The sequence below is a fragment of the Afipia sp. MLSD5-FHT05B12 genome, assembly GCF_058793355.1.
The window spans coordinates 277,810-303,193 of the sequence record NZ_JBXAFS010000003.1; the positions used below are offsets into that span (position 1 = coordinate 277,810).

At 61.1% G+C, this 25,384-nt stretch carries 31 protein-coding genes and 1 pseudogene; 14 read left to right on the forward strand and 18 right to left on the reverse strand.

All coding sequences use genetic code 11. The annotated features are described in order from the left end of the window. Window positions 1-109: 109 nt before the first annotated feature. Both AC1Q6J_RS06075 and AC1Q6J_RS06080 read right to left on the reverse strand, forming a co-directional pair. Window positions 110-727, reverse strand: a complete 618-nt coding sequence (locus AC1Q6J_RS06075; RefSeq protein ID WP_492278419.1) for a 2-hydroxychromene-2-carboxylate isomerase — start codon at window positions 725-727, stop codon at window positions 110-112. 82 nt (window positions 728-809) lie between these two features. Further along, the gene (locus AC1Q6J_RS06080; protein ID WP_492278420.1) at window positions 810-1,505 is read right to left on the reverse strand and encodes a glutathione binding-like protein; all 696 of its coding nucleotides are present in this window, start codon (window positions 1,503-1,505) and stop codon (window positions 810-812) included. A gap of 168 nt (window positions 1,506-1,673) precedes the next feature. Between AC1Q6J_RS06080 and AC1Q6J_RS06085 the strand changes: the two genes are divergently transcribed. Continuing rightward, the gene (locus tag AC1Q6J_RS06085; protein WP_492278421.1) at window positions 1,674-2,696 is read left to right on the forward strand and encodes a methionine synthase; all 1,023 of its coding nucleotides are present in this window, start codon (window positions 1,674-1,676) and stop codon (window positions 2,694-2,696) included. Window positions 2,697-2,910: 214 nt separating this feature from the next. Here the strand turns inward: AC1Q6J_RS06085 and AC1Q6J_RS06090 are convergent, their stop codons facing one another. The 4 genes from AC1Q6J_RS06090 to AC1Q6J_RS06105 form a co-directional block, all read right to left on the reverse strand. Further along, window positions 2,911-3,615, reverse strand: a complete 705-nt coding sequence (locus AC1Q6J_RS06090; RefSeq protein WP_492278422.1) for a DUF2270 domain-containing protein — start codon at window positions 3,613-3,615, stop codon at window positions 2,911-2,913. 323 nt (window positions 3,616-3,938) lie between these two features. Then, window positions 3,939-4,442: a xanthine phosphoribosyltransferase gene (gene gpt, locus AC1Q6J_RS06095; RefSeq protein WP_492278423.1), complete on the reverse strand. Its 504-nt coding sequence runs from the start codon at window positions 4,440-4,442 to the stop codon at window positions 3,939-3,941. 200 nt (window positions 4,443-4,642) lie between these two features. Next, window positions 4,643-5,065 carry a PaaI family thioesterase gene (locus AC1Q6J_RS06100; RefSeq protein ID WP_492278424.1) on the reverse strand — a complete coding sequence of 141 codons (423 nt, stop codon included), beginning with the start codon at window positions 5,063-5,065 and terminating at the stop codon, window positions 4,643-4,645. Next, window positions 5,065-5,799, reverse strand: a complete 735-nt coding sequence (locus AC1Q6J_RS06105) for a competence/damage-inducible protein A (protein ID WP_492278425.1) — start codon at window positions 5,797-5,799, stop codon at window positions 5,065-5,067. The genes AC1Q6J_RS06100 and AC1Q6J_RS06105 overlap by 1 nt, the downstream gene beginning before the upstream one ends. Before the next feature lie 251 nt (window positions 5,800-6,050). Here AC1Q6J_RS06105 and AC1Q6J_RS06110 point away from each other — a divergent pair, with 251 nt between their 5' ends. The 5 genes from AC1Q6J_RS06110 (at window position 6,051) to AC1Q6J_RS06130 (ending at window position 11,597) form a co-directional block, all read left to right on the forward strand. Continuing rightward, complete coding sequence (locus tag AC1Q6J_RS06110) at window positions 6,051-7,466, forward strand: circularly permuted type 2 ATP-grasp protein (protein ID WP_492278426.1); 1,416 nt, start codon at window positions 6,051-6,053, stop codon at window positions 7,464-7,466. A 215-nt stretch (window positions 7,467-7,681) separates the two neighbouring features. Further along, entirely contained in the window at window positions 7,682-8,626 is a 945-nt protein-coding gene (locus AC1Q6J_RS06115) for an alpha-E domain-containing protein (protein WP_492278427.1), read from the forward strand. A 226-nt stretch (window positions 8,627-8,852) separates the two neighbouring features. Then, entirely contained in the window at window positions 8,853-9,677 is an 825-nt protein-coding gene (locus AC1Q6J_RS06120; RefSeq protein ID WP_492278428.1) for a transglutaminase family protein, read from the forward strand. Between the two features lie 233 nt (window positions 9,678-9,910). Continuing rightward, complete coding sequence (locus AC1Q6J_RS06125; RefSeq protein WP_492278429.1) at window positions 9,911-10,657, forward strand: proteasome-type protease; 747 nt, start codon at window positions 9,911-9,913, stop codon at window positions 10,655-10,657. Window positions 10,658-10,853: 196 nt separating this feature from the next. Next, window positions 10,854-11,597: an SDR family oxidoreductase gene (locus AC1Q6J_RS06130; RefSeq protein WP_492278430.1), complete on the forward strand. Its 744-nt coding sequence runs from the start codon at window positions 10,854-10,856 to the stop codon at window positions 11,595-11,597. A gap of 4 nt (window positions 11,598-11,601) precedes the next feature. Here the strand turns inward: AC1Q6J_RS06130 and AC1Q6J_RS06135 are convergent, their stop codons facing one another. From AC1Q6J_RS06135 to AC1Q6J_RS06145, 3 genes are all read right to left on the reverse strand, one after another. Further along, window positions 11,602-12,201, reverse strand: a complete 600-nt coding sequence (locus tag AC1Q6J_RS06135) for a cupin domain-containing protein (RefSeq protein ID WP_492278431.1) — start codon at window positions 12,199-12,201, stop codon at window positions 11,602-11,604. 127 nt (window positions 12,202-12,328) lie between these two features. Beyond that, on the reverse strand, window positions 12,329-13,330 hold the full coding sequence (locus tag AC1Q6J_RS06140; RefSeq protein ID WP_492278432.1) for an NADP-dependent oxidoreductase: 1,002 nt from the start codon (window positions 13,328-13,330) through the stop codon (window positions 12,329-12,331). 66 nt (window positions 13,331-13,396) lie between these two features. Beyond that, window positions 13,397-14,212: an oxidoreductase gene (locus tag AC1Q6J_RS06145; protein ID WP_492278433.1), complete on the reverse strand. Its 816-nt coding sequence runs from the start codon at window positions 14,210-14,212 to the stop codon at window positions 13,397-13,399. Window positions 14,213-14,300: 88 nt separating this feature from the next. On the opposite strand from AC1Q6J_RS06145, the gene AC1Q6J_RS06150 reads away from it, so the two are divergent. Further along, window positions 14,301-14,735 carry a winged helix-turn-helix transcriptional regulator gene (locus tag AC1Q6J_RS06150; RefSeq protein ID WP_492278434.1) on the forward strand — a complete coding sequence of 145 codons (435 nt, stop codon included), beginning with the start codon at window positions 14,301-14,303 and terminating at the stop codon, window positions 14,733-14,735. 84 nt (window positions 14,736-14,819) lie between these two features. Here the strand turns inward: AC1Q6J_RS06150 and AC1Q6J_RS06155 are convergent, their stop codons facing one another. Then, window positions 14,820-15,119 carry an usg protein gene (locus tag AC1Q6J_RS06155; protein ID WP_492278435.1) on the reverse strand — a complete coding sequence of 100 codons (300 nt, stop codon included), beginning with the start codon at window positions 15,117-15,119 and terminating at the stop codon, window positions 14,820-14,822. A 343-nt stretch (window positions 15,120-15,462) separates the two neighbouring features. Here AC1Q6J_RS06155 and AC1Q6J_RS06160 point away from each other — a divergent pair, with 343 nt between their 5' ends. The 3 genes from AC1Q6J_RS06160 to groL all read left to right on the forward strand — a co-directional run bounded on the left by AC1Q6J_RS06160 (window position 15,463) and on the right by groL (window position 18,269). Next, a complete protein-coding gene (locus tag AC1Q6J_RS06160; protein ID WP_492278436.1) occupies window positions 15,463-15,996 on the forward strand; it encodes a DUF1353 domain-containing protein in 534 nt (177 codons plus the stop codon). Between the two features lie 170 nt (window positions 15,997-16,166). Continuing rightward, window positions 16,167-16,481 (forward strand): co-chaperone GroES, encoded by a 315-nt coding sequence (locus AC1Q6J_RS06165; RefSeq protein ID WP_492278437.1) that lies wholly within the window; start codon window positions 16,167-16,169, stop codon window positions 16,479-16,481. Between the two features lie 147 nt (window positions 16,482-16,628). Next, the gene (gene groL / locus AC1Q6J_RS06170) at window positions 16,629-18,269 is read left to right on the forward strand and encodes a chaperonin GroEL (protein WP_492278438.1); all 1,641 of its coding nucleotides are present in this window, start codon (window positions 16,629-16,631) and stop codon (window positions 18,267-18,269) included. Window positions 18,270-18,597: 328 nt separating this feature from the next. Here groL and AC1Q6J_RS06175 read toward each other — a convergent pair whose 3' ends face one another. Beyond that, window positions 18,598-19,071, reverse strand: coding sequence for a hypothetical protein (locus AC1Q6J_RS06175; protein WP_492278439.1), 474 nt, complete (start codon window positions 19,069-19,071; stop codon window positions 18,598-18,600). Then, entirely contained in the window at window positions 19,068-19,691 is a 624-nt protein-coding gene (locus AC1Q6J_RS06180) for a hypothetical protein (RefSeq protein WP_492278440.1), read from the reverse strand. The genes AC1Q6J_RS06175 and AC1Q6J_RS06180 overlap by 4 nt, the downstream gene beginning before the upstream one ends. Window positions 19,692-19,754: 63 nt before the next feature. Here AC1Q6J_RS06180 and AC1Q6J_RS06185 point away from each other — a divergent pair. After that, window positions 19,755-19,913, forward strand: a pseudogene (locus AC1Q6J_RS06185) (hypothetical protein); the annotation flags it as partial. A gap of 141 nt (window positions 19,914-20,054) precedes the next feature. On the opposite strand, the gene AC1Q6J_RS06190 reads toward AC1Q6J_RS06185, so the two are convergent. After that, the gene (locus AC1Q6J_RS06190) at window positions 20,055-20,603 is read right to left on the reverse strand and encodes a hypothetical protein (RefSeq protein WP_492278441.1); all 549 of its coding nucleotides are present in this window, start codon (window positions 20,601-20,603) and stop codon (window positions 20,055-20,057) included. Window positions 20,604-20,764: 161 nt separating this feature from the next. On the opposite strand from AC1Q6J_RS06190, the gene AC1Q6J_RS06195 reads away from it, so the two are divergent. Together AC1Q6J_RS06195 and AC1Q6J_RS06200 are read left to right on the forward strand one after the other, a co-directional pair. After that, a complete protein-coding gene (locus AC1Q6J_RS06195) occupies window positions 20,765-20,965 on the forward strand; it encodes a hypothetical protein (protein ID WP_492278442.1) in 201 nt (66 codons plus the stop codon). Then, on the forward strand, window positions 20,962-21,222 hold the full coding sequence (locus AC1Q6J_RS06200) for a ParE family toxin-like protein (RefSeq protein WP_492278443.1): 261 nt from the start codon (window positions 20,962-20,964) through the stop codon (window positions 21,220-21,222). The genes AC1Q6J_RS06195 and AC1Q6J_RS06200 overlap by 4 nt, the downstream gene beginning before the upstream one ends. A 507-nt stretch (window positions 21,223-21,729) precedes the next feature. On the opposite strand, the gene AC1Q6J_RS06205 is transcribed toward AC1Q6J_RS06200, so the two are convergent. From AC1Q6J_RS06205 to AC1Q6J_RS06225, 5 genes are all read right to left on the reverse strand, one after another. Then, window positions 21,730-22,533, reverse strand: coding sequence for a transglutaminase-like domain-containing protein (locus tag AC1Q6J_RS06205; RefSeq protein ID WP_492278607.1), 804 nt, complete (start codon window positions 22,531-22,533; stop codon window positions 21,730-21,732). 70 nt (window positions 22,534-22,603) lie between these two features. Continuing rightward, on the reverse strand, window positions 22,604-23,332 hold the full coding sequence (locus tag AC1Q6J_RS06210; RefSeq protein WP_492278444.1) for a sensor histidine kinase: 729 nt from the start codon (window positions 23,330-23,332) through the stop codon (window positions 22,604-22,606). Between the two features lie 27 nt (window positions 23,333-23,359). Further along, the gene (locus tag AC1Q6J_RS06215; RefSeq protein ID WP_492278445.1) at window positions 23,360-23,563 is read right to left on the reverse strand and encodes a hypothetical protein; all 204 of its coding nucleotides are present in this window, start codon (window positions 23,561-23,563) and stop codon (window positions 23,360-23,362) included. Window positions 23,564-23,651: 88 nt separating this feature from the next. Further along, window positions 23,652-23,948: a hypothetical protein gene (locus AC1Q6J_RS06220; protein WP_492278446.1), complete on the reverse strand. Its 297-nt coding sequence runs from the start codon at window positions 23,946-23,948 to the stop codon at window positions 23,652-23,654. Next, complete coding sequence (locus AC1Q6J_RS06225; protein WP_492278447.1) at window positions 23,941-24,210, reverse strand: hypothetical protein; 270 nt, start codon at window positions 24,208-24,210, stop codon at window positions 23,941-23,943. Before AC1Q6J_RS06225 ends, AC1Q6J_RS06220 begins: the two co-directional genes overlap by 8 nt. Window positions 24,211-24,400: 190 nt before the next feature. Here AC1Q6J_RS06225 and AC1Q6J_RS06230 point away from each other — a divergent pair, with 190 nt between their 5' ends. Next, window positions 24,401-24,529 (forward strand): hypothetical protein, encoded by a 129-nt coding sequence (locus AC1Q6J_RS06230; RefSeq protein WP_492278448.1) that lies wholly within the window; start codon window positions 24,401-24,403, stop codon window positions 24,527-24,529. Window positions 24,530-25,384 lie beyond the last annotated feature (855 nt).

The following is a 25,384-nucleotide window of genomic DNA, read 5'->3' on the forward strand; positions in this document are numbered from 1 at the left end:
TGGGAGCGAGGGTTGGGGTGAGGGGGTTCGAGGCCTCTGTTGAAACATCGATCCCCCCACCCGCTCGCCTTGCTCGCGACCTCCCCGCCGGGGAGAGGTGAAGACACGGCTACGCCGTCGCCTTCATCTCCAGCAGCTTGGCGTGGATCAGCGGCAGGCGGTCGTTGCCGAAATACATATCGGTCTTGTCGAGATAGATCGTCGGCGAACCGAACGCGCCGCGCGCGATCGCTTCATCGGTATTGGCCTTCAGCTGATCCTTGACGGACTGCTCGCCGATGCCTGCGAAGAACTTCGCCGGATCGATGCCGACGCGTTCGCAGATTTTCGTCAGCACATCGTCCTTCGAGATATCCTGATCGTCGCCCCAGTACGACTCGAACACTGCGGTCGCGAACGGCACCAGTTTCTCAGGCGCGCTCTGCTGCACCCAGATGCATCCGCGCATCGACTTGACCGCGTTCACCGGAAACACCGTCGGCGGCATCGTGATCCTGATGCCGGCCAGCCGCGCCCAGTCGGCCATGTCCTTCGCCGTATAGGCCTGCTTCGCCGGCACCGGATTGGCGCGGGTCTCGTACATCGCCTTGTTGACGGTGTTGAAGATGCCGCCGACCAGCATCGGCCGCCAGGTGATCGGCGCGCCAAGCTCCTTGGCCATCGGCTGGATGTTGGTGAAGGCCAGATACGTCCACGGGCTGGAACAGTCGAAGAAGAACTCGATCATGATGGCGTTTCCTTATGGTTGTGCGCTTGGCGTCGCACGATTCTCGTTATCGCTCCCTCTCCCCTTGGGGAGTGGTTGAAACTCATTGCGCCTGCTGCGCGGTCTTGCCGAACATGTTCTTGCGCTGTTCTTCGGTGAACGGCGTCTTGTCGAACTTGCCGACCGAAAGGCCCTTCTGCACCTCCGGCCGCGCGCGCACAGTCGCATACCAGCGCTTGAGATTCGGAAAGTCGTCGAGGGTGAAGCCCTGCGCCTTGTGGGTCATCGTCCAGGGAAAGCAGGCGATGTCGGCAATGGAATACGCGTCGCCCGCGACATAGGCGCCGGTCCTGCCGAGCTGCCGGTCAAGCACGGCATAGAGCCGCGAGGCCTCGTCGCGGTACCGCTCGATGGCGTAGGGAATTTTTTCGGCCGCATAGAGCGCGAAATGCCCATGCTGGCCGAGCATGGGACCGAGCCCGCCCATCTGCCACATCACCCACTGAATGACCTTGAACCGCCCGCGCACATCCTTCGGCAGGAAGCGCCCGGTCTTCTCGGCGAGATAGATCAGGATCGCGCCGGTCTCGAACATCGGGATCGGCTCGCCGCCGTCGGCGGGCGCGCGGTCGATGATCGCGGGGATGCGGTTGTTCGGGCTGATCTTGAGGAACTCGGGCTCGAACTGCTCGCCGGTACGGATGTTCACCGGAAACACCGTGTAAGGCAGCCCCAGTTCCTCAAGCATGATCGAGATTTTCCAACCGTTGGGTGTCGGCGCGTAATAGAGGTCGATCATGAGATGTCCGCGAATAAGTGGGCATGGCCGGAATGGCGAGGCGCGATCCTAACTGCGGTCCCGATCACATTCCATCCCGCAAGCGCGAACAGCTTGTATGCCATACTTGTGTGCCTTGGCCCGGACATGGCAGATAAGCGCAAGCAAACAATAACAATGGAAGCCCCCATGCTGTTTCAAACGACCATCGCCGGCTCATTGCCGAAGCCCGACTGGCTGGCTGAACCCAATACGCTGTGGGCGCCGTGGAAGCTCAAGGGCACGGAACTGGTCAGCGCCAAGCGCGACGCGACACTGCTCTGGGTGAAAATCCAGGAAGATGCCGGTATCGATATCGTCACCGAGGGCGAGCAGGCGCGGCAGCATTTCGTCCATGGCTTTCTCGAGCGCGTCGAAGGGATTGATTTCGCCCACAAGGTTGAAATGGGAATCCGGAAAGACCGCTACAAAGCGATGGTGCCGCAGGTGACAGCGCCGCTGAAGCTGAAAGGCCGCGTCCATGCCGACGAGGCGCAGGCCGCGCGGGCGCATACCACGCGCAAGCTGAAATTCACCCTCCCCGGCCCGATGACCATCATCGACACCCTCGCTGACAGTTACTACGGCGACCGCGTGAAGATGGCGTTCGCCTTTGCCGATCTGCTCAACGCCGAAGCCAAGGCATTGCAGGCCGACGGCGTCGACATGATCCAGTTCGACGAACCCGCGTTCAATGTCTTCATGGATGAGGTCAACGACTGGGGCATCGAGGCGCTGACCCGCGCTGCGCAGGGCCTCACCTGCCAGACCGCGGTTCATATCTGCTACGGCTACGGCATCAAGGCCAACACCGATTGGAAAGAATCCCTCGGCGCCGAGTGGCGGCAGTACGAGCAGATTTTCCCGGCCATCGACAAGAGTCCGATCCAGCAGGTCGCCATCGAGTGCCGCAACTCGCATGTGCCGCTGGAGCTTCTGGGTTTGCTCAAGGGCAAGATCGTGCAGGCTGGCGTGATCGACGTCGCCAGCGACATCGTCGAGACGCCGGACGACGTGGTGAAGACGATCGAGGCCGTGATGAAGTTCGTGCCGAAGGAAAACATCGTCGCGACGACCAATTGCGGCATGGCACCGATGCGCCGCGACATCGCGGAAGCCAAGCTCCGTGCGCTCGGCGCGGGCGCGAAGCTGGCGCGGCAGAAGCTGGGTTAATCGGAGCCGATACTCTCTCCGTCATGGCCGGGCTTGTCCCGGCCATCCACGTCCTAAAGATCGTCCGACAAGACGTGGATCACCGGGACAAGCCCGGTGATGACGATCCGATATGCGGAAACATTCTGCGCCAACACATCTGTAAGAGCCCCTCACCCGGATCGTTCACGGTCCGACCTCTCCCCGCCTGCGGGGAGAGGTAAAGAAGCCATATCTATCCCCGCGCCAGATCCAGCAGCCGATCCCTTTCAGGAGTTGGCGGCCGCGAACGCCCCGCACCCCTTCGGCTGTGATATGTGACCAGCGCGATGGTGATCCATGTTGCGTGGAAGATCAGGCCGGCGAACAGAACGATCTGGCCGGGAATCGGCCCGACCGCTGCCCGCGCAAACAGCTCGTGCAGCGAGGCGACGGGTTCCGGATGAATCAGAAGTTTCCCCAGATACGCGGTGACCTGGATCGCGAAAATCCAGCAGTAGTTGTTGCGAAGCCTCCGGCCGACCGCTTCAAGATAGCTGATGTGAAGGTTGGGCGCCTTGTAGTCCTGATAGAGAATTTCGTTCCAGCCGTTCGTGGTCTGAACGCCCTCGCCCCTGAGAATGGGTCCGAAGAACTGGACTTCAAGCACGTGCGCCCGCATGCGCCAGAAATCGAAGAAGCGGTAACGCCGCGCTTCGATGAACAGGAACGTGGCGACCAGAAGTCCCACCAGCACGAGCGGCAGAGGCGACGCATGCTCGCTGCTGAAGGTCAGCGACAGCGCGATGCCGGTGGTCAGGACCGCCCAGTTGGTCGTGGCATCGAGCCGGGTGCGCCAGACCGTGCTGCGGTAAAGTTCGCCGCGATACAGATGTGACAGCGCGGTGATATCGGAGGAGTCGAACGCAGATAGCGTGTTGTCGACCTTGTTGTGGGTCATTGCCTGATCCCCTCAAGCCTGATGATCAACTTCCTCCTGATACTATGCCATCCTTCGGCGAATTCACGCTGCGGCGCGATGTTCTTCCCGTGCCGCCGGGCACGGAGCGACCAGCCCAACGCCATCAGGATGAGGACATTGACGGACGTGTCCTCTATCGAATGCCGGACTTCTTCCCCTCTCCCCTTGTGGGAGAGGGTGGTTTCGAGCGCAGCGAGAAACCGGGTGAGGGGTTGCGGTCTCACGTTGACATTCGTACCCCTCACCCGCCCTCACTTCGTTCGGGCACCCTCTCCCACAAGGGGAGAGGGAAAAGACAAAAGTCACGCCGCACCGTCCCTGATCGGCGGCTGAAACGACAGCCCCGTATCCCACGGAAAGAAGATCCAGGTGTCCTGCGACACTTCCGTGATGAAGGTATCGACCAGCGGCTTGCCCATCGGCTTGGCATAGACCGCGGCGAAGTGCGCCTGCGGCAGCAGATCGCGCACGATCCGCGCGGTCTTTCCGGTGTCCACGAGGTCATCGACGATCAGAAGTCCCTTCCCGGTGCCGCCGCCGAGCCGCGCCACCGCGTCCGAGATTCCCTTCAACAAGGTCGGCTCGCCGAGCTGCGAGGTGTGGCTGTAGCTCGATACGCACAGCGTATCGATGACGCGGATGCCGAGCTCGCGCGCGACGACCGCCGCAGGCACAAGCCCGCCGCGCGTCACCGCGATCATCGCCTCGAACGGACCCGCCCCGCTCAGCCGCCATGCCAGCGCCCGCGCGTCGCGGTGAAACTGATCCCACGACACCGGAAAGGGTTTGCGCGCTTCGTCGTTCATTGTCGCACTCCGAATTTCCTTCCCCTCTCCCCTTGTGGGAGAGGGTGGCGAGATCGAGTGAAACGAGATCGAGCCGGGTGAGGGGTCACACGATCCGCTAACGATCTATACCCCTCACCCGGTTTCTCGCTAACGCTCGAAACCACCCTCTCCCACAAGGGGAGAGGGTGTCGTGTCCTCGCTTGACAATCGACGCGCCATCACGACGCAATTTTCCGAAACAGCGACGTCGCCGTGCCGGTCGCAACCAGCTTGTCATCCTGAAACAACTCACCGGCAAGGTGAAAAATTTCCTTGCCGCGCATCGTCACACGTCCGATGCCCCTGAGCTTGCCAATCCTGGCCGGACGGTGGAACTGGACGTTGAGCGCGAGCGTCGGCGCGAATTCACCGACGTTCATCATCGTTGCGGATGCGAGCCCCATGCAATCGTCCAGCATCGCGGACAGGAAGCCGCCCTGCACGATGCCGATGGGATTTGCGAACTCCGGCCGGCCCTCGAACCCAAGCTCGACGGTATGCGCATCGAGATCGTAAGCGATGATTTCCAGGCCCAGCGTCTTGGCGCATTCCGGCGGCGGAAGCCGTCCCGCGGCGATAGCCTCGAAAAACTGCTCGCTCATTATTTCGCGACCTTGAGGTTCGCCAGCATGGCTTCCACCTCCGTCATCGCGGCCTTGAGCTTGTCGGCATCGCGCGAGCGCACCACGACATTGGTGTTCGGTTTGCCATTCTCGTCGAGGAACGGGTAGCTGCCGATGCTGGTGTCGGGGTGAGCTTCCTGGATCGCGCGCAGCGGCGTGCCGATGTCGCCTTCCCGCGCATTGGCGCGCACGGATTCCGACAGCATCCGCACCCCGGATTTCAGCTTGGGCGAGACGATGTCCATCATTGCCTGCATGATCGACGGCACGCCGGCCATCACGATGACATTGCCGAGCTTGAAGCCGGGCGCGAGGATGGTCGCGCTCGAAATCAGTTCCGCACCGTCGGGAATGCGCGCCATCCGCAGCCGAGCTTCGTTCAGGTCCGCGCCGAAGCGCTCCTCGAACCGTGCGACAACCTCGGGGTGATGGTCGATCTTGACCCCGAACGCCTTGGCCACGCTGTCGGCGGTGATGTCGTCATGGGTCGGGCCGATGCCGCCGGTGGTGAAGACATAGGTGTAACGCTGGCGCAGCGAGTCGAGCGCGTAGATAATCGCGTCCTCCTCGTCGGCCACGACGCGCACTTCCTTCAGGTCGATGCCGATGTTGGTCAGGTACTCGGCGATAAAGCCGATGTTCTTGTCCTTGGTGCGCCCGGACAGGATTTCATCGCCGATCACGAGAATGCCGGCGGTGACGATCTCACTCATCTCAACTCTCCTCCTGCCCCGGACATTCCGGGTCACCACTGCTACGCCATGTTCCTTGGCGCAGGCAACGCATTGAAGTCACGAGCCTTTGCCGCATCCCTGGGCAGTCGCCAGCCCGTTTTTCAGGCAGATCGACGCAAGGTCACGCCAATTGCCCGCAGGCAATGCATATCGCGCTGGCCCAAGCCTTGCTACCATCAGTTTGAGCGGCGGATCGTTGTCCCCGCCGCCTAAGAGAAGCGTTCCGGTTTATGGCAATTGCCTTCGATGAAATGAATGGGCCCGGCGGCGCTCTTCGCTCCGCCTACCACGAACTCTCCCTCTGGCTGAAGGAGACCCCTCCCGATGCGCTGGAGTACCGGCGCCAGGAAGCCGAACTGTTATTCCGCCGGATCGGCATCACCTTCGCCGTCTACGGCGAGGCCGAATCCACCGAGCGGCTGATTCCGTTCGACGTCATCCCCCGGATTCTGTCCGGCAAGGAATGGACGACGATGGAGAAGGGGCTGAAGCAGCGCGTCAAGGCGCTCAACATGTTTCTGGGCGACATCTATCACAACCGCGACATTCTCCGCGCCAAAGTCATCCCGGACGACCTGATCTTCCAGAACCCGGTGTTCCGGCCGGAGATGAACGGCCAGGATGTTCCGCACGACGTCTATGTCCACATCGCGGGCATCGACATCGTCCGCGTCGACGCCGAGAACTTCTATGTGCTGGAAGACAATGCGCGGACGCCGTCCGGCGTGTCCTACATGCTGGAAAACCGCGAAATCATGATGCGGCTGTTTCCGGACCTGTTCGCCCGGCACCGCGTGGCGCCGGTGGAGAACTATCCCGACGAACTGCTCGCCGCCCTCCGCTCGGTCGCGCCGGTCACCTCGAAGGCCGAACCCACCGTCGCCCTGCTGACGCCCGGCATCTACAACTCGGCCTATTACGAGCATTCCTTTCTGGCGGACAAGCTCGGCGTCGAACTGGTCGAGGGCCGCGACCTCATCGTCAAGAACGATGAGGTGTTCATGCGCACGACCGAAGGGCTGAAGCGCGTCGACGTGATCTACCGCCGCGTCGATGACGACTTCCTCGATCCTCTTACCTTCCGCCCCGACTCCGTCCTCGGCGTTCCGGGCCTGATGTCGGCTTATGTGGCCGGTAACGTCACGCTCGCGAACGCGGTCGGCACCGGCATCGCCGACGACAAGGCGGTCTACAGCTACATGCCGGACATCGTGAAATTCTATCTCGGCGAAGAACCGATCCTGAAGAACGTCCCGACCTGGCGCTGCCGCGAGCCGAACGATCTGAAATATGTCCTCGACAACCTGAAGGACCTCGTCGTCAAGGAAGTCCACGGTTCGGGCGGCTACGGCATGCTGATCGGTCCCGCCGCCACCAAGGAGGCGATCGAGTCCTTCCGCGCCAAACTGATGAAGGAGCCCGAAGGCTTCATCGCCCAGCCGACGCTGGCGCTTTCGACCTGTCCGACCTGCACCGAAAAGGGATTGGCTCCGCGTCACGTCGATCTGCGGCCGTTCGTGCTGACCGGCAAGGATCATGTGACCGTCGTGCCCGGCGGACTGACGCGCGTGGCGCTGAAGGAAGGGTCGCTCGTGGTCAATTCCAGCCAGGGCGGCGGCACCAAAGACACGTGGATACTGGAATGAGCGAAAACGGGCGAATAGCGAATGGCGAATGGCGAATAGCGGTGTCCGCGCGACTCCCCTTTCTTTTTCCATTCGCTACTCGCTTCTCCCCGCGCTCTCCTCCCCTCCCCCTTGCGGGGAGGGGTCGGGGGTGGGGGTATGACGCGCACAAAACCTTCGCTTTGTCCCCCTCCCCAACCCTCCCCCGCAAGGGGGGAGGGAGAAAAAACTGACGCATGCTGTCACGCACCGCTGAAAGTCTCTACTGGCTCGCCCGCTATGTCGAACGCGCGGAATATCTCGCGCGCACCATCGAGGCGACGCTGCGCGCCACCGCGCTCCCCGACGCTTACGTCGGCAAGAGCAACGAATGGGAATCCGCGCTGCTCACGGCGGGCATCGACGATATCTTTTACCAGTTTCACGACGAGGCCAACGAGCGCACCGTTGTCGACTTCCTGTCGTTCTCGACCGACAATCCGTCCTCGATCCGCAACTGCATCGAGAACGCGCGGCTGAATTCACGCTCGGTGCGCACCGCGCTGACCAGCGAGATGTGGGACACCATCAACAGCGCATGGATCGAACTGCATGCGTGCTGGCCCAAGGGCGCGAAAACGCGCGAGGAGCTCACCAAGTTTCTGCGCTTCGTGCAGGAGACATCGCTGCGCTTCGACGGCTCGGCCTATCGCACCATGCTGCGCAACGACGCCTACTGGTTCTCGCGGCTCGGCCTGCATCTGGAACGCGCCGACAACACCGCGCGTATCCTCGACGTGAAGTATCACGTGCTGCTGCCCGAGGAAGAACATGTCGGCGGCCCGCTTGACTACTATCAATGGACCTCGATCCTGCGCTCGGTCTCCGCGCTCACCGCCTATCACTGGGTCTATCGCGAGACATTGAAGCCCTGGCTGATCGCGGACCTGCTGATCTTGAATGAATCGCTGCCGCGCTCGCTGGCGAGCTGCTACGGCAATCTGGTGCGCAATCTCGACCAGATCGGCGTCGCCTATGGCCGACAGGGAGCAGCCCAGCGCCACGCACGCGGGGTCCGCAACCGGCTGGAACATGCGCACATGGATGATCTGTTCCAGCGTGGCCTGCATGAATTCATCCAGGAATTCATTGCGGACAACGCCCGGCTGGGCGATACCATCTCGAAACAATATTTGATCTAACGATTATGTCTTCGCAGAACACGAACTGCCGTCACCCTGAGGTGCGCGCTCTTTCTCGCGCGCCTCGAAGGGCGACGGCGCGGTTACACCGTGGCCGTTCATCCTTCGAGGCTCGCAAGAGCTCGCACCTCTGGATGACGGAGTGAGTACCGTTTTGTCGCTGCAACCGGGATAATCGTGCTATGTGCGTCCGCGCCCTAGGACGGATTCGAGAGTCAGCCTGCCCATGCGCCTGAAGATTTCTCACTCGACGACATACCGCTATGAGCCGCCCGCGACCGGCGTGATCCAGATTCTGCGCATGACGCCGGGCAGCCATGACGGGCAATATGTCGCCGACTGGCAGATCGACGTCTCCACCGATTCACGCCTCGACGTGCATCAGGATGCGTTCGGCAACATCACCCACGTCCTGACCCATGGCGCGCTCTCGGACCTGACCATCCATGTCGAAGGCCTGATCGAGACGCACGATACCGGCGGCGTGCTGCGCGGCACCGACGAGCGGTTTCCGCCGAGCCTGTTCCTGCGCGCGACACCGCTGACCGAGGTCAATCCCGCGATGGCGAAGTTCGCCAGCGACCTTTACACCGAAGCGGCGGGCGACACGCTGGGCTTTCTCCATGCGCTGATGCTCCAGATCAACGATCACATGACATTCGACACCGATCCGACCAACGCCGGCACGTCGGCGCCCGAGGCCTTCGCGCTCAAACGCGGCGTCTGCCAGGATTACGCGCACATCTTCATTGCCTGCGCGCGCAGCGCCGGTGTCCCCGCCCGCTATATCTCGGGGCATCTGCTGCGCTCGGACGGCATGATCGCGCAGGACGCGGGACATGCCTGGGCCGAAGCCTATGTCGAAAAGCTCGGGTGGGTCGGCTTCGACGCCGCGAATGCCATCTGCACCACCGACGCCCATGTCCGGGTCGCGGTCGGGCTGGACTATTTGAGCGCGGCCCCGGCGCGCGGCACCCGCTACGGCGGCGGCATGGAAACCCTCGAAGTCACCGTCAGGGTCGATCAGGCCGGACGGCAGAGCCAGAGCTGAGCCAGTATTGCTTGCTCGCCTTCTTCCCCTCTCCCCTTGTGGGAGAGGGTGCTGAGCGGCGAAGCCGCGAAGCGGGTGAGGGGTACTTGCATGACAACGACCCCTCACCCGATTTCTCGCTGCGCTCGAAACCACCCTCTCCCACAAGGGGAGAGGGAAGCGCCCTTCCCCGGTTGCCCCACCCGTCCCCTCCGCGTAGAAATGCGCGGTCTGGAGACTGGGATGACCCTGGAATGACCTATTGCTGCGGAATCCTCGTTCGTGACGGCCTTGTGATGATGGCCGACACCCGCACCAATGCGGGTCTCGACAACATCTCCACCTTCCGCAAGCTGCACGTCTTCAGCAGCCCCGGCGACCGCATCATGGCGATCGCCACCGCGGGCAATCTCGCCATCAGCCAGTCGGTGATTTCGACCCTGAACGAGGGTTTCGAAGATCCGACCACCGGCGAAGTCGAGACGCTGATGAACGCGCCGACGATGTTTCAGGCGGCGCAGCGCATCGGCCGGGCCATCCGCGAGGTTCACAAACTCGAAGGCAACGCGCTGCGCGCGGAAGACATCTCCTTCGACGTGTCGTTTCTGTTCGGCGGCCAGATCAAGGGCGCGCGGATGCGCCTGTTCATGATCTACACCGCCGGCAATTTCATCGAATGCACCACCGACACGCCCTACTTGCAGATCGGCGAACACAAATACGGCAAGCCGGTGCTCGACCGCGCGATCTCCTATGACGTCGATCTGTACGACGCGCTTAAGGTCGGGCTGGTCTCGATGGATTCCACCATGCGCTCCAATCTCGGCGTCGGCATGCCGATCGATATCCTGCTGGTGCGTCCCGATGTCCTCGACGCCGAGGTGAACTATCGCATCGAGGCGGGCGAACCGTATTTCCACGATCTGCGCTCGCGCTGGTCGGCCGCGCTGCGCGCCGCGCATCAGAGCATTCCCCGCCCGCCCTACGGCAATGTGAAATGAGACGCGGAGCCGCGACATCATCGGTGTCGTCCCCGCGAAGGCTGGGACCCATAACCACCGGCGCTGCTATTGACATCACAATGGTCGAAGTCTGCACCCACCGTCTTCGACAGGGAGTATGGGTCCCCGCCTTCGCGGGGACGACACCGCAATAGCTCAAGAAAACCACCAAAAACAACACAGGGAGAAGAAGAAAATGAAAGTCGCAATCGTCACCGGCGCGGGTTCTGGAATCGGACGCGCCTCGTCGCTGGCGCTGATGAAGGCCGGATTCTCGGTGGTGCTGGCCGGACGGCGCAAGGATGCGCTGGAAGAAACCGCGAAAGCCGGCAAGGATTTCGGCAAAAGCCTTGTCGTCCCATCAGACATGACCGACCCGGCCTCGATCGCGGCGCTGTTCGCGAAGGCCATGGAAGTGTTCGGCCGTCTCGACGTGCTGTTCAACAATGCCGGCGTCGGCACGCCGCCCGTGCCGCTGGAAGATCTCAGCCTGCAACAGTGGCAGACCACGGTGGCCACCAACCTCACCGCGCCGTTCCTCTGCACGCAACATGCCTTCCGCATCATGAAGGATCAGACGCCGCGCGGCGGACGCATCATCAACAACGGCTCGATCTCGGCTTATGCTCCTCGCCCGTTCTCGTCGCCCTATACCGCGACCAAGCACGCGATCAGCGGCCTCACCCGCGCCACCGCGCTCGACGGCCGCGCCTATGACATCGCCTGCGGCCAGATCGATATCGGCAACGCCGCCACCGAAATGACCGAGCGCATGACCGGCGGCGTGCTTCAGCCGCGCGGCGATACCATGATCGAGCCGCGCATGGATGTGCAGAACGTCGCCGACGCCATCGTGTTCATGGCGACGCGCTCGCTCGACGCCAACGCGCTGTTCCTCAACATCATGGCGACCAAGATGCCGTTCGTCGGACGGGGCTGACGGCTCAGGCCGTCAGTTCAACCGTCTCGAAATCCGCCGGCAGGATCACTTCCAGCAATTCGCAATCGTCGGAGTAGTCGCGGATCAGATGCCTGATGCGCGGCGGCTGCGTCCAGCAGCTGCCTTCGCGCATCAGGATTTCGCCCTCGCCTTCCAGGTATGCCTTCACCCAGCCCTTGAGGACGTAGACCATCTGGAATTCGACATCGTGCAGGTGCAGCCTGGAGACTTCCTTCGGATCGCACGGCCCGATCAGGCGAATGACATGCGCGCGCGCAAGACCGTGCGTTCCGTCGGCGATGCCGAGATCGCGGTACTGCGCATAGGCGCGCAGGCCGTCGGCGCGAAAATCCTCGTCGCGGTGATGACTGACCACAAAGCGCTGCTTCGGGCGCGACTGTTTTGCGGGAGCGTTTCGCGCAGCCGATGCACGCGGTTTCCAGGACCCGGTTTTTGCGCGAGCCGTGGATGCGGCGGCCTTCTTGCGCGGCGCGGATTTTTTTACGACGGCGGAGCGGGCCGCGGCTTTCAGCCGCTTGCCCGATTTCGCTTGAGCCGATTTCGCTTTTGCGGATTTTGTTTTGGCCGGTTTTGCCGTGACCATGCACGCCTCCCTTTTTGGCCCGCTGCATCCATGATGCAACGCGGCCCGGGAAGACTAGCCATTGCCCGCCGCCCCGACAATGCGGCCAGCGGGCCAATATCCGGCGCTGCACCTCAATGAGGGCGGCTCACTTCACTGCGACCACGACCTTGCCTTTGGCACGACCGGTTTCGACATAGGCCAGTGCCTCGTTGGTCTTATCGAACGGGAAGACCCGATCCATGACAGGCCGTATGGCCCCGGCCTCGATCAGGGAGGTGATCTGGCCGAGCTGTCCTCCGTTCGCGGTCATAAAGAGAAACGAATAGCTGACACGATGGCGTTTCGATTTGCTCCGGATGCCGAAACTCAGCAGGCGCATCACCTGCTGAAGCAGCCAGCCCGAACCGTTCGCTTTGGCGAACTCCTGATCCGGCGGACCGGAAATCGAGATCAGCTTCCCGTCCGGCTTCAGCACGCTGAGCGATTTCTCCAGCGTGTCCTTGTCGAGGCTGTTCAGCACAACGTCATAGTCCCGCAGGACCTTTTCGAAATCCTGCTTCTTGTAGTCGACCACGACATCCGCGCCGAGACTTTTGACGAGATCGATATTCGCCGTGCTCGTCGTCGTCGCCACGGTCGCGCCGAGATGTTTGGCGAGCTGGATCGCAATCGTGCCGACACCGCCCGAGCCGGCATGGATGAAGACCTTCTGCCCCCTTTTCAGGTTCGCCCGCTCGACAAGCACTTGCCAGGCGGTCAGGGCGACGAGCGGCACCGACGCGGCCTCTTCCATCGTCAGGTTCTTCGGCTTCATCGCCACATCGGCTTCGTCCATCGCAATAAATTCCGCGAACGTGCCGATACGATCCTGAGCAGGACGGGCATAGACCTCATCGCCGGGCTTGAAACGACGGACCTTGGGTCCGACCCGGACCACAACGCCCGCCACATCGTTGCCGAGGATCAGCGGCAAACGGTATGGCAGGATAAGCTTGAATTCGCCGTTCCTGATCTTGGCGTCCAGAAGATTCACGCCAGCGGCGTGGATCTGGACCATGACGTCGTTCTCCCGCAGCTCCGGCTCGGTAACTTCACCGAGTCGCAAAGCACCGCCCTTTGCATAGCGATCAATCAGAAATGCCTTCATGTGACTACTTTCGTTCCAACGCACCGAGCAGCCGGGCGCCCGAGCGCATTGCCCGGCGAGACGCTGTCAGGCAGGAAGCCTGTTAAATTTGCGAAGGTTTTTGTCGACGAAGGATTCGGGCAGGAAGCGGCGCAGGAAACGGACCTGCCTTGCCGTTTTGCCTGCGGTGTAGCGTCGCCGGGGTGATGCAGCGTTTGCTGCCTTGACCACGATGTCGGCGACCACATCCGGTGTATCGCCGGCATCCACGATCTCACGCATCAGCTTCTCCGCGTCGGCACGCGCGGTGTCGTAAACGGAAAGCGGCTTATCCGCCCGCGTGAGGTTCTCCTCGAAGGACGTGCGGGTGACACCGGGTTCGACGAGAATGACGCGGATACCTTGCATGCGCACTTCGTGATCGAGTGATTCCGAGTAACCTTCGATGGCATGCTTTGTCGATGCGTAGAGCGCGCTATATGGAGCCGGGATCAGGCCGAGTATCGAACTGAGGTTGATGATCCTGCCCTTTCGCTGGCGTCTCATCACCGGCAGGACCGCATTCGTCATCCGCAGGACGCCGAACACGTTCACATCGAACAGCGCTTTCGCCTGCACCGCGGAGGACTCTTCGGCAGCGCCAAGCAGTCCGACCCCGGCATTGTTGACCAGAAGGTCGATGCGTCCGGCGCGGCTGAGAATCTCGTCGACCATGATCCGCACGGACGCGTCATCGGTGACGTCGCAAGTCAGCATCTTGATGCCGTCCGCAGTGTCTGCGATCGCCCTCCGGCTGGTTCCAAATACCTGGAAGCCGTCGCGCCGCAGTGCCCGTGCCGTTGCCAGCCCGATTCCGGAAGAAGCCCCCGTAACAAGGGCAATGCCGCGTTCTGTCTTGCTCATTGGGCCGGCTTTCAGTTTGTGGTGGCACATCAATTACGGATCAGTTACTATCATTTCGAAATTAAGTCACTATCAAAACGATACTAATATGCAAAATCTTTCGAATCAGCCCTGCTGGGTCGCCCGCAGCCTTGCGCTCGTGGGGGATGCATGGAGCATGTTGATCATGCGGGACGCCCATGCGGGGCTCACACGCTTTGACGAATTCCGCAAAAGCCTCGGCATTGCGCCGACGATCCTGACCCGTCGGCTCGCAGCTCTGACGGAGGGCGGCTTGCTGGACAAACGCCGCTACTCCGAGCGGCCACCGCGGGATGAGTACGTGCTGACCACAGCCGGCCGGGACTTCCTGCCGGTGTTGTTCACCATCGGTGCATGGGGACGAAAACATGGCGGCGGGGACAAAAAGGTGACGCGGTTCTTCGACGCCGAGACCGGGACCGAAATCGATCCCGTCACCATCGATCGCGTAACCGGCGCACCGATTGGAACGCGTCCCGTTCGCATCGCCGAACCCGAGTAAATCCGGTCGCCCGAGAAAGCGCCGGCCGGACAAGATCGGCCTGATACCCGGCAGGTCCCGACGCTGAGGTAACTCCGGCGCCGCTCAGTGCAGCCGGAACATTCCGTCGATCGCCTTGATCTCCGCCGGTTTGATCAGCCTGGAATGCGCAACGGTGACGGAGACCAGCGGTCCTTCCAGCTTCGTTTGCCAGAAAGCGAGAAAGTCCTTCAGCGCGGGAAAGTTCGGGAACAGATCGTAATTCTGCCAGACGTAGGATTGCAGCAGCCAGCGGTGATCGGGGCGCCGGTAGAGAATTTCGGCCGTCGTCAGGCCGTAGCCGCCAAGCATCCTTTTGAAATCGCCGGAAACGATGTCCTGCGATCCTGACTTCAGCGAACCCATGCCAACCTCCTCGGAGCGTTTTCCGACGAAGTGGACCTTCCGGTTCGTCGTCGAAAACGCGGTCAAAAAGATGGTCGGAGGCGTTCGTCAAAAGTGGCAGCCGGTCTAAGGCGAACGCGCTCTCACCCATTTCTAAGGGGCGCGCAAATCGCGAACCGGATTCCACTTCGCGAATTCACGCGCTGTTCAAGAATCTGACGCAGTACCGTTAGGCATCTCAAGACCAAAGTTTGAATAAATTGTTAACTATCAAGGCACTAGCAGCATCGCCCCGCGACTGCTGCAAGTTGCTGACAGCGCGCCGTGCGCATGCGAGTCTCGCCCGACACGACGGAGCGGGGCCATGAGCCGTTTCACTGGCGAACTCACCATCACGCAGCTCGATGTCGATTACCGGACGTGGCGGCTCGAACAGCCGCTGATCTATGAGGTCGGCGACGAGAATTCCGGCCACGTTATCGAAGTCCACAAGCTGTTCGAGACCGACGGCGCATCGATCCCGCGTCTCTTCCAGTCGCTGCTCCCGACGTGGGGCCGCTACAGCCGCGCCGCCGTGGTCCACGACTATCTCTATAACGAGTTGCGTCCCGGAACCGAGCCGCACCCGGAAGCGCCAACAAGACAACGCGCCGACGCGATCTTTTACGAGGCCATGCAAGTGTCAGGCGTCGGCTTCTTCACCCGATGGATCATGTGGGCAGCCGTGCGCACCTTCGGGTTCCTGTCGTTGCAGGCGGCCCGCGCCATGGCCTGGAAAAACGACAAGCCGATGCCCGCCGAGGTCGCGCCGCGGCCGGAACTGGACATCGTGGCCAAGCGCCGCAAGCGGCAGGCCGCACCGCCCAAGCCGCCAGGAAACGAGCCGCCTCCGCATTAACGATCCTGCAAAAATTGGCAGCCGTCACATCAGACTGCCAAATTTTCTGCTACACACCCTTGCCCGGCGCCCGCCGTGAGCCTATGTCCGTTCCAGTCGTGGTAGCACTCGCTTACCCAGACTGCTAAAGTTGCAAAAACACAGCCTTATCAATCCATTAGGAGGACTGCATGAAATTCCGTCCGCTTCACGACCGCGTCGTGGTCAAGCGCATCGACGCCGAAGAGAAGACCAAAGGCGGCATCATCATTCCTGACAGTGCCAAAGAGAAGCCTTCCCAGGGCGAAATCCTGTCGGTCGGCCCGGGCGGCCGTGACGAAGCCGGCAAGCTGATCCCGATCGATCTCAAGGTCGGCGACATCGTCCTGTTCGGCAAGTGGTCCGGCACCGAGGTCAAGATCGATGGCCAGGAAGTGCTGATCATGAAGGAAAGCGACATCATGGGCGTCATCACCGAGACCGGCGCCAAGAAGAAGGCCGCTTGATAGGCACAGCCGTCATCCTGAGGTGCGAGGCGGTTTCGCCGAGCCTCGAAGGGTGACAGCAAAATCTCCCGCCATCCTTCGAGGCTCGCCGCAGATGCGGCTCTCACCTCAGGATGACGGTTCAGCAAACAATCAAAGGACAAACAGATGTCAGCCAAAGAAGTCAAATTCGGCGTTGAAGCCCGCGACAAGATGTTGCGCGGCGTCGACATTCTCGCCAACGCGGTGAAGGTCACGCTCGGTCCGAAGGGCCGCAACGTCGTCCTCGACAAGTCGTTCGGCGCTCCGCGCATCACCAAGGACGGCGTCACCGTCGCCAAGGACATCGAGCTCGACGACAAGTTCGAGAACATGGGCGCGCAGATGGTCAAGGAAGTGGCCTCGAAGTCGGCGGACGCTGCCGGCGACGGCACCACCACCGCGACCGTGCTGGCCCAGGCCATCGTCAAGGAAGGCGCCAAGTCGGTCGCCGCCGGCATGAACCCGATGGATCTGAAGCGCGGCATCGACCTCGCGGTCGAAGCGGTCGTCGCGGACCTCGTCAAGAACTCCAAGAAGGTCACCTCGAACGACGAAATCGCCCAGGTCGGCACCATCTCGGCCAACGGCGACAAGGAAATCGGCGACTTCCTCGCAAAGGCCATGGCGAAGGTCGGCAACGAAGGCGTCATCACCGTTGAGGAAGCCAAGTCGCTCGACACCGAACTCGACGTCGTCGAAGGCATGCAGTTCGACCGCGGCTACATCTCCCCCTACTTCGTCACCAACGCCGACAAGATGCGCGTCGAATTCGACGACGCCTACATCCTGATCAACGAGAAGAAGCTCTCCTCGCTGAACGAACTGCTTCCGCTGCTGGAAGCCGTCGTGCAGACCGGCAAGCCGCTGGTCATCGTCGCTGAAGACGTCGAAGGCGAGGCCTTGGCCACGCTGGTGGTCAACAGACTCCGCGGTGGTTTGAAGGTTGCCGCCGTGAAGGCTCCGGGCTTCGGCGACCGCCGCAAGGCCATGCTGCAGGACATCGCTGTCCTCACCGGCGGCCAGGCGATCTCGGAAGACCTCGGCATCAAGCTTGAGAACGTGACCCTGAACATGCTGGGCCGCGCCAAGAAGGTGATGATCGACAAGGAAAACACCACAATCGTCAACGGCGCCGGCAAGAAGGCCGACATCGAGGCACGCGTGGCGCAGATCAAGGCGCAGATCGAAGAAACCACTTCGGACTACGACCGCGAGAAGCTCCAGGAGCGTCTGGCCAAGCTCGCAGGCGGCGTCGCGGTGATCCGCGTCGGCGGCGCGACCGAGGTTGAAGTGAAGGAGCGCAAGGACCGCGTTGATGACGCGATGCATGCGACCCGCGCGGCTGTCGAGGAAGGCATCGTGCCGGGCGGCGGCGTCGCCCTGCTGCGCGCTTCCGAGCAGCTCAAGCGCATCAAGACCCAGAACGACGACCAGAAGACCGGCGTCGAGATCGTCCGCAAGGCGCTCTCCGCTCCGGCCCGCCAGATCGCCATCAACGCAGGCGAAGACGGCTCGGTCATCGTCGGCAAGATCCTCGAGAAGGATCAGTATGCCTACGGCTTTGACTCGCAGTCGGGTGAATACGGCAACCTCGTCTCCAAGGGCATCATCGACCCGACCAAGGTCGTGCGTGCGGCGATCCAGAACGCGGCTTCGGTTGCGGCGCTGCTGATCACCACCGAAGCGATGATCGCCGAAGTGCCAAAGAAGGGCGGCGCTGGCGCACCGGCAATGCCGGGCGGCGGCATGGGCGGCATGGATTTCTAAGCCTTGCTCCCCCTCTCTCCGCTTGCGGGGAGAGGGTCGGGGTGAGGGGCAAATCCTCGCTCGAAGCAAACATCGAATACGAAAGGCCCGGAGCAATCCGGGCCTTTTTCTTTACAGCCCCAGCCGTCATTCCGGGCGCGGTGCGGCATCCTTCATGTCGCTCCGCAGACCCGGAATCTTGCTCAGCGATTACGAAATGCAAAACCCCGGCAGCGACGCCGGGGTTTTTGTTATCTCGTTATTGCGAGCGCCGCGAAGCGATCCAGATCGATAGTCCTGCAAGTGAAGAATGGATTGCTTCGTCGCGACCGCTCCTCGCAATGACGGCCTAATTACGCGGCTTCGCAGCCATCTTCGCGAGAATCTCCGCCATGGCCGCTTCAAGCATCGGCATCTCCGCGGACATTTTGCGGGCCAGCTCGATCGCGCCGTCCAGCGTCTTGAGTTTGCCCTCCTCCGTATCGATCATCAGCCCTTTGACGAGACCGAGATAGGCCGCAGCCGCCTGATAGCCCGCAAGGCCGCCTTCCAAAGTCTTGCTCCAATACAGGGCATGCACGTAGGTCACCTGGTCGGGAAATGCTACATGGGGAAACGTCTCGCGCACCCTGGCAAGACTGGTACGCTCCAGCTCCATCAGAACCGGCTTGCCTTTGCATTCCGCCCGCAGCCTTGTCTCGTCCGCTTGCAGCGACTGTTCATCCACAAACCGGACATCGAATCCCAGCGCATCGATGGCTTTCTGCCAAGCGACAGTTGTCAGCACCACGGTATCCGTCAGCAGATAGATTTCCATGCTCATGGCAAACACCTTTTCTGCAGATAAATCGATTTGCGCGAAATCCCGCGAACGACATTCAATTCAAAAACAGGGGTATTTGGCGATGCTTTCGTCTTCAGCCGAAGCTCATCCGCTCGCGCACGCGATAAAGGTGTATCCCCGGTTTTGACGTCGTAGATCGCAATGATATCGCCTTGGATGTTACGCAATGTCACGTCGGTTCGAATACTCCCCGCCATCCCATAATCCGGATCGGCATCGTCCAGACTAAAAGTCTGCTCGATGTCGCCGACACCGGGCAGACTGCGAAGACGGACAGCCACCCCAAAAAGTCCGTGAACAAACGTGCCGTATGCTGACGCGCTCATGGACGGAAGATACTCAAGTCCATTCATAACACTCGCCAGAATGTCACTGAGTGAATCCGACGTTTCGTCGATGCTCTGAATGCCGGTATAAAATCCGGACGAGGTCGTGACAGTTACACCACCTTCGATTGTCCAACGCCCATTGCCATCTCGCGGCTGCGTTGGTTTGTACCCGGCCTTCAAAGCCAGCATGAGGCGGCGAAAAGCATAATCCGCCTTCCAGGCAAATATCCTGCTTTCTAAGTCAGAGATCCTTGCTTGCAAACTTGTCATCCTCACCTCAATCGATCCCGATATGGCGAGTATTCTATATAGGATTATTTTCCTTGTCAAGGTTTGAGCCCGACCAAGGTCGTTCGTGCGGCGATCCAGAACGCAGCTTCGGTTGCGGCTCTGCTGATCACCACCGAAGCGATGATCGCCGAAGTGCCAAAGAAGGGCGGCGCTGGCGCACCGGCAATGCCGGGCGGCGGCATGGGCGGCATGGATTTCTAAAAAGTCCGTCATTCCGGGCGCGGTGCGGCATCCTTCATGCCGCTCCGCAGACCCGGAATCTTGCTCGACAAGCACGAAATGCAAAACCCCGGCAGAGATGCCGGGGTTTTTGTTTGCCGCTAAAAAGCTCAACATCAAAAGCTATGACTTGGAATGCCCGAAGAGCTTAACGAGAGCTTCCTGAGCAATCGATACGTCAACGGCCATGCTACGGGCAAGTTCAATCGCGCCATCTGGCGTTCTAAGCTTGCGTTCCTCCGTATCAATCATCAAACCCTTGACCAATCCAAGATAGGCCGCAGCGGCCTCATAAGCCGCAAGACCGCCCTCCAGGGATTTGTTCCAGAATAGAGCATGCACACAGGCCACATGCTCGGGGAAAGCAACATCAGGAAGCATCGCTCGCACTTTGACAAGGCCGGTTTTCTCCAGTTCCATGAGCACGGGCTGGCCTTTGCACTCTGCGCGGAGTCGTATCTCATTCACTTGCAACGACTGCTCGTCCACAAATCGAACGCCGAATCCTAAGGCGTCGATCCCCTTCTGCCACGCCTGAGTCGTTGGCACCGCCTCGTTGGTCAGCAGATAGATTTCCATGCTCATGGCAAACACCTCGCTCACGACCGAGGAGATGATACCGGAAACGCCAAAGAGGAAAATACCGACTCCGGCAATGCCGGGCGGCGGCATGGATTTCTAAGAAATCCCGTCATTCCGGGCGCGGCGCGGCATTCTTCTTGCCGCTCCGCAGGCCCGGAATCTCCCTCGAAGAACACGAAATGCAAAACCCCGGCAGCGATGCCGGGGTTTTTGCTGTTCTCCACAACGCCTGAAAATGCTATCTTGCCGTCATGAGTACCGTCGAAGACATCGAAAAAGCTGTCGAGCGCCTCGCCCCCGGCGAACTGGCGCGCTTTCGTGCGTGGTTCGACGCCTTCGACGCGGCGCGGTTCGATGAAAAGATCGAGCGCGATGCACGCGGCGGCAAGCTCGACAAGCTCGCGAACGAGGCCCTTGCCGCGCATCGTTCAAACCGCAGCCGCGAACTGTGAAGCATTTCGCCAGTCCCGCGTTCTGGACGGCATATCGGAATCTCCCTGACAACATCCGGGCCCTGGCAGACAAGAATTTCGCGTTGCTGAAGGCTGATCCCCGCCATCCATCCCTGCACTTCAAACAGATCGGTCGCTATCACAGCGTCCGTGTCGGCCTGAGGCACCGTGCGCTGGCCGTGGATGTGGACGATGGACTTTTGTGGTTCTGGATCGGCTCGCACGCCGATTACGACGCGCTGCTGAAGCAGCGGTGAGTTGCCATGGGATTTGATAGCCGCCTGTGGCGCCGCCTCTCACTCTAGAAGCCATGATCGCCGAAGTGCCAAAGAAGGGTGGCGCTGGCGCACCGGCAATGCCGGGCGGCGGCATGGGCGGCATGGATTTCTAAGCCTTACTCCCCCTCTCCCCGCTTGCGGGGAGAGGGTTGGGGTGAGGGGCAAATCCTCGCTCGAAGCAAACATCGAATACGAAAGGCCCGGAGCAATCCGGGCCTTTTTCTTTACAGCCCCAGCCGTCATTCCGGGCGCGGTGCGGCATCCTTCATGCCGCTCCGCAGACCCGGAATCTTGCTCAGCGATTACGAAATGCAAAACCCCGGCAGCGACGCCGGGGGTATAGTGATAGCAACAGGACGAGCCAGTTCTGACCTGAAAGGAATTGGATCGTTTACGCGGGTCAAGCCCGCGTATGACAAAGCGGAAAAAATGCAAAACCCCGGCAGCGATGCCGGGGTTTTTTTTGATACGAATTCCCCGCAGACCTCACGCCACCTCGTCGGTCCAGACCTTGAAACTCACAAGCTCATTCGGCCCGAATGTCTGCGTGATCGGAACGTCGGACGCGTCGCGACCCTGCGCGATCAGCACACGGCCGATCCGGGGCACATTGTTGCGGGGATCGAACATCTGCCAGCGGCCGCCGATATAGGCCTCGAACCAGCCGGCAAAATCGCCCACCCACGGCTTCGGCGTGCCGATGTCGCTGAGATAGCCGGTGCAGTAACGCGCCGGGATATTCATGCAGCGGCAGAACGTCACGGCAAGGTGCGCGTAGTCGCGGCAGACGCCCTTCCCTTCATTATAGACTTCGAAAGCGGTCATGGTCGCCCGCGCGTGCTCGTAACCGAACTTGATATGGTGATGAACGAAATCGCAGATCGCCTGAACGCGCGCCCAGCCGGGTGGGGTGTTCTCGAACAGCTTCCATGCGATGTCCGACAGCCGGTCCGTCTCGCAGTAGCGGCTGCCCAAAAGATACACCAGCGTGTCCGGCGGCAGATCCTCCACCGCATGCTGGACGGCCGATGTCACCACCACATCAGGCTGCCCGCTGTCGCGGACCATGCCGTCGGCGAAAAGCCGCATCCGTCCCGGCGGCGCGACCATGCGGCTGCACCAATTCCCGAACATATCGCGATAGGGGAAAATCGGAACCGACGGAGTAGTGGTGAGGTAATCGGGCGTGATGACATCCGACGCGCGCGTGAAGTGCGTGCCCATCACCATGATCATCGGCGTGGCCTGCGGAAAATCGTAGATCATCTCGTAGCCGACGCGAATCTTGATACCGGGCACGGGTGTCCAATCATGTGTGCGGTGTCATTCCGGCCGCGATGCCGGGCTCTATCTGACGCAGTTATTTCAACGCGATCACAGGCTCCTGTAGCGAACTGATCGGAATGTTGACGTCGCAAACGAGGCCCGTGGGTTCAAAGATCAGCCGCGCCTCCCCCTGAAGCTGGCCCGGCAACGCCTGCTCGATAAACCGGCTGCCAAAATTCTTTTCCTTCGGCTCGACGACGGGCGGTCCATTGCTCTCGCGCCATTCGAGCTTGAATCGCCCGGTATCGACATCAATCGACCAGACAATCGATACGCGCCCTTCCGGCACGGACAACGCGCCATACTTCAGCGCGTTGGTGCTCAACTCGTGTATCACCATCGACAGCGCCACAGCCGGTCCGGATGAAACTGCGATATTGTCCCCGGTGATGGTGAACTGCTTCAGCCCTTCGGTCTGGAACGCCAGGATCGCGTTCTCGATCAACGAGCGGCAGCCCGCGCCGGTCCAGCTTTCCCGAATGAGAAGATCGTGGGATACGCCGAGCGCGGCGAGACGGCTGGCAATCGTCTTTGCTGCCGCGTCGACGCTCGGCGCTTCGCGGAGGCTTTGCGAGGCGATGGCGGACGCAATCGCCAGCATGTTCTTTACCCGATGGTGAAGCTCGCCAATGAGCACAGTCTGAAGTTTCGCGGCGACAACATGGGCATGAGCTTCGACACCTGCCTGAATGAGCAACTGCCGAAGCTGGTCGTTTTCGTCCTCGACGTCACGCAGCGGCGCGAGGTGTCGCACAGTACTCATGGATCATCCCTGTGTTGCGGCCAGCCCTCACGACTTGCGCTTTGGCGCGGGCGGAACTGGCGGTCTGAGTTCGGCGATCTTGCGAAGAGCTTCCTCATGGGTGGCGTGGGGGCCGGTGACGAACGTCCCGCTCATTTTGGTGGTGTACCATCCCGAAACGACGCCAAGCCGAAGCGCCTCGTCCGCCTTGACGTGCCGCGACGACAGCTCTTTCGTTGTCATATCAAGCATGCGTAATCCTCCCGTTCCCGCCGAACGTCTCGATGAAGTTTCAGGATCAATCGTTCGCGGAAAACAATCGAGTGAAGAACGTACGTACTCAGCTTTCGCTGTCGAGCCGAGCGAAGTCCTTGAGGACCGACGCGACGAGATCGCGGTGGTGTGAGTCATGAGCACCCAGCGTTGCGTAGTAAAGATTCAGAATGTAACGCGCCTTCGCCGCCGCTTCGGGCCACGACGTCGCGGGAGAATCGAGCAGCGCTGTTTCGATCTGAAGTTGCCGCTCGCGCAGGACGGCTGCGTGGGCCTCGGCGTCAGCGAGAATTCGCCGCAACCCCGTCGCCTTTTGCGCAGCCATGCCGCGACGGGAATCGAGTTCGACCGGATCGTCAGACATTTGATGCCACCGCGTCGTGATGCTGCGCGTCCGCAAGATCGATCGAGCTGATCGCCAGCATTTCCATCGAGTGATGATGCGGCGGCGCGCCGGGCACCATGATCATGGTGGCGATGCGTCGGAAGCTCGCAAAAGAAAGACCTTCGATCATTTCCTCGTCGGTCACCACGTCATAAGCGCCAGCCGGAAGCAGGCGTTCAATGCCCTTGATACGCGCCGGATGTTTGAAGATGACCGTCTCCCGCCGCGTTCTCGTGGTCATGAGAAGCGCTCCGCGGCAATCTGATCGTTTGGCATGAATCGACTGTGCGCCTTTCCGGCACGGATAGCCATCGGTTTATTACAGATAATTCGCGCGAATAAGGCAGCAGCGAGGTTGTAACTGGCGTGTCGATAGCCACGTTGAGTCAACGCTTGGAGACTTCTTCAGGTGTGTCTTAAAGGATTTTACAATGTCGAATTCACCAGTCGTCGCTGCCGATACTCCAAAGCCTGCTGTCGCACCGGACCAGGCGACACCTGCGACGCCTCAGCAGAATCAGGACAACAAGGGCGACGCCAAGCCCGAGCAACAGAAGTAACTTCTGTCGAAGTTGATTGACGTCAAAGGCTCGGCTAATTACCGAGCCTTTTTCATGATTAAGATGAGTACATGTGCGTTCTCGCGCATCCTTGAAACATTTCGTGATGGGGATAGAGATCCCCGCCCTCCAAACCCCTCTTATGTTGATCCCATCCCGCCTCGTCATGAGGGGCGTTTCGCGATCGTCACGATACGCGGGGCGGGATGCGGTGGCGCGGCAGCGTCAGGCGCGAGCGATGATGATTGGGCGCGTTCCTTGTACAAAGGGCGCGTGAGTCATCAAAGCGAGCGCAAGACGGACCACGCTGTGCGCTGGACGTGCGCGGTGGGAATCCATCGCCGGGCGACGGGTCATGATTGACGCGTTGTCTTCGGCGAACCGGAAGACCACTTCGCCGGACAACGCTATCCCGCGCCGGCCCAAGTCGTGTGGTCCTGACGCCCGATACGCAGGCGTCAAGTCCGGTAGAGAGCCGCTCCAACCGGAGCGGAAACCCTCAACAGGGACGACGGTGACAATCAAGCGATCGATCACCGGGGAGAGCACGAAGCAAGCCGGAGCACCACCGCGTGCGGAACGCCGGATGCAAACGGCGCGACCGTGGCGACTACGCTCGTGTGCTTTTTACTTTTGCACACGGGGCTGCGGATGCGCTCGCGCATCCGGCGTTCCGCGCGCCCTCATTTGGGCGGGCGCGAATGGGGTAAACCCCAAGCGCGCTGGGCGAAGCGAACTGAGACTTCGGGCGCCCCCGCGCCGTCATAACAACAGGGGCGATTGTGCTTGTCATTTGCGCGAATGGGGCAAGCCCAAGCGCGCGGGCTGTTTGAAAAATGAATCGGAAATGGATGC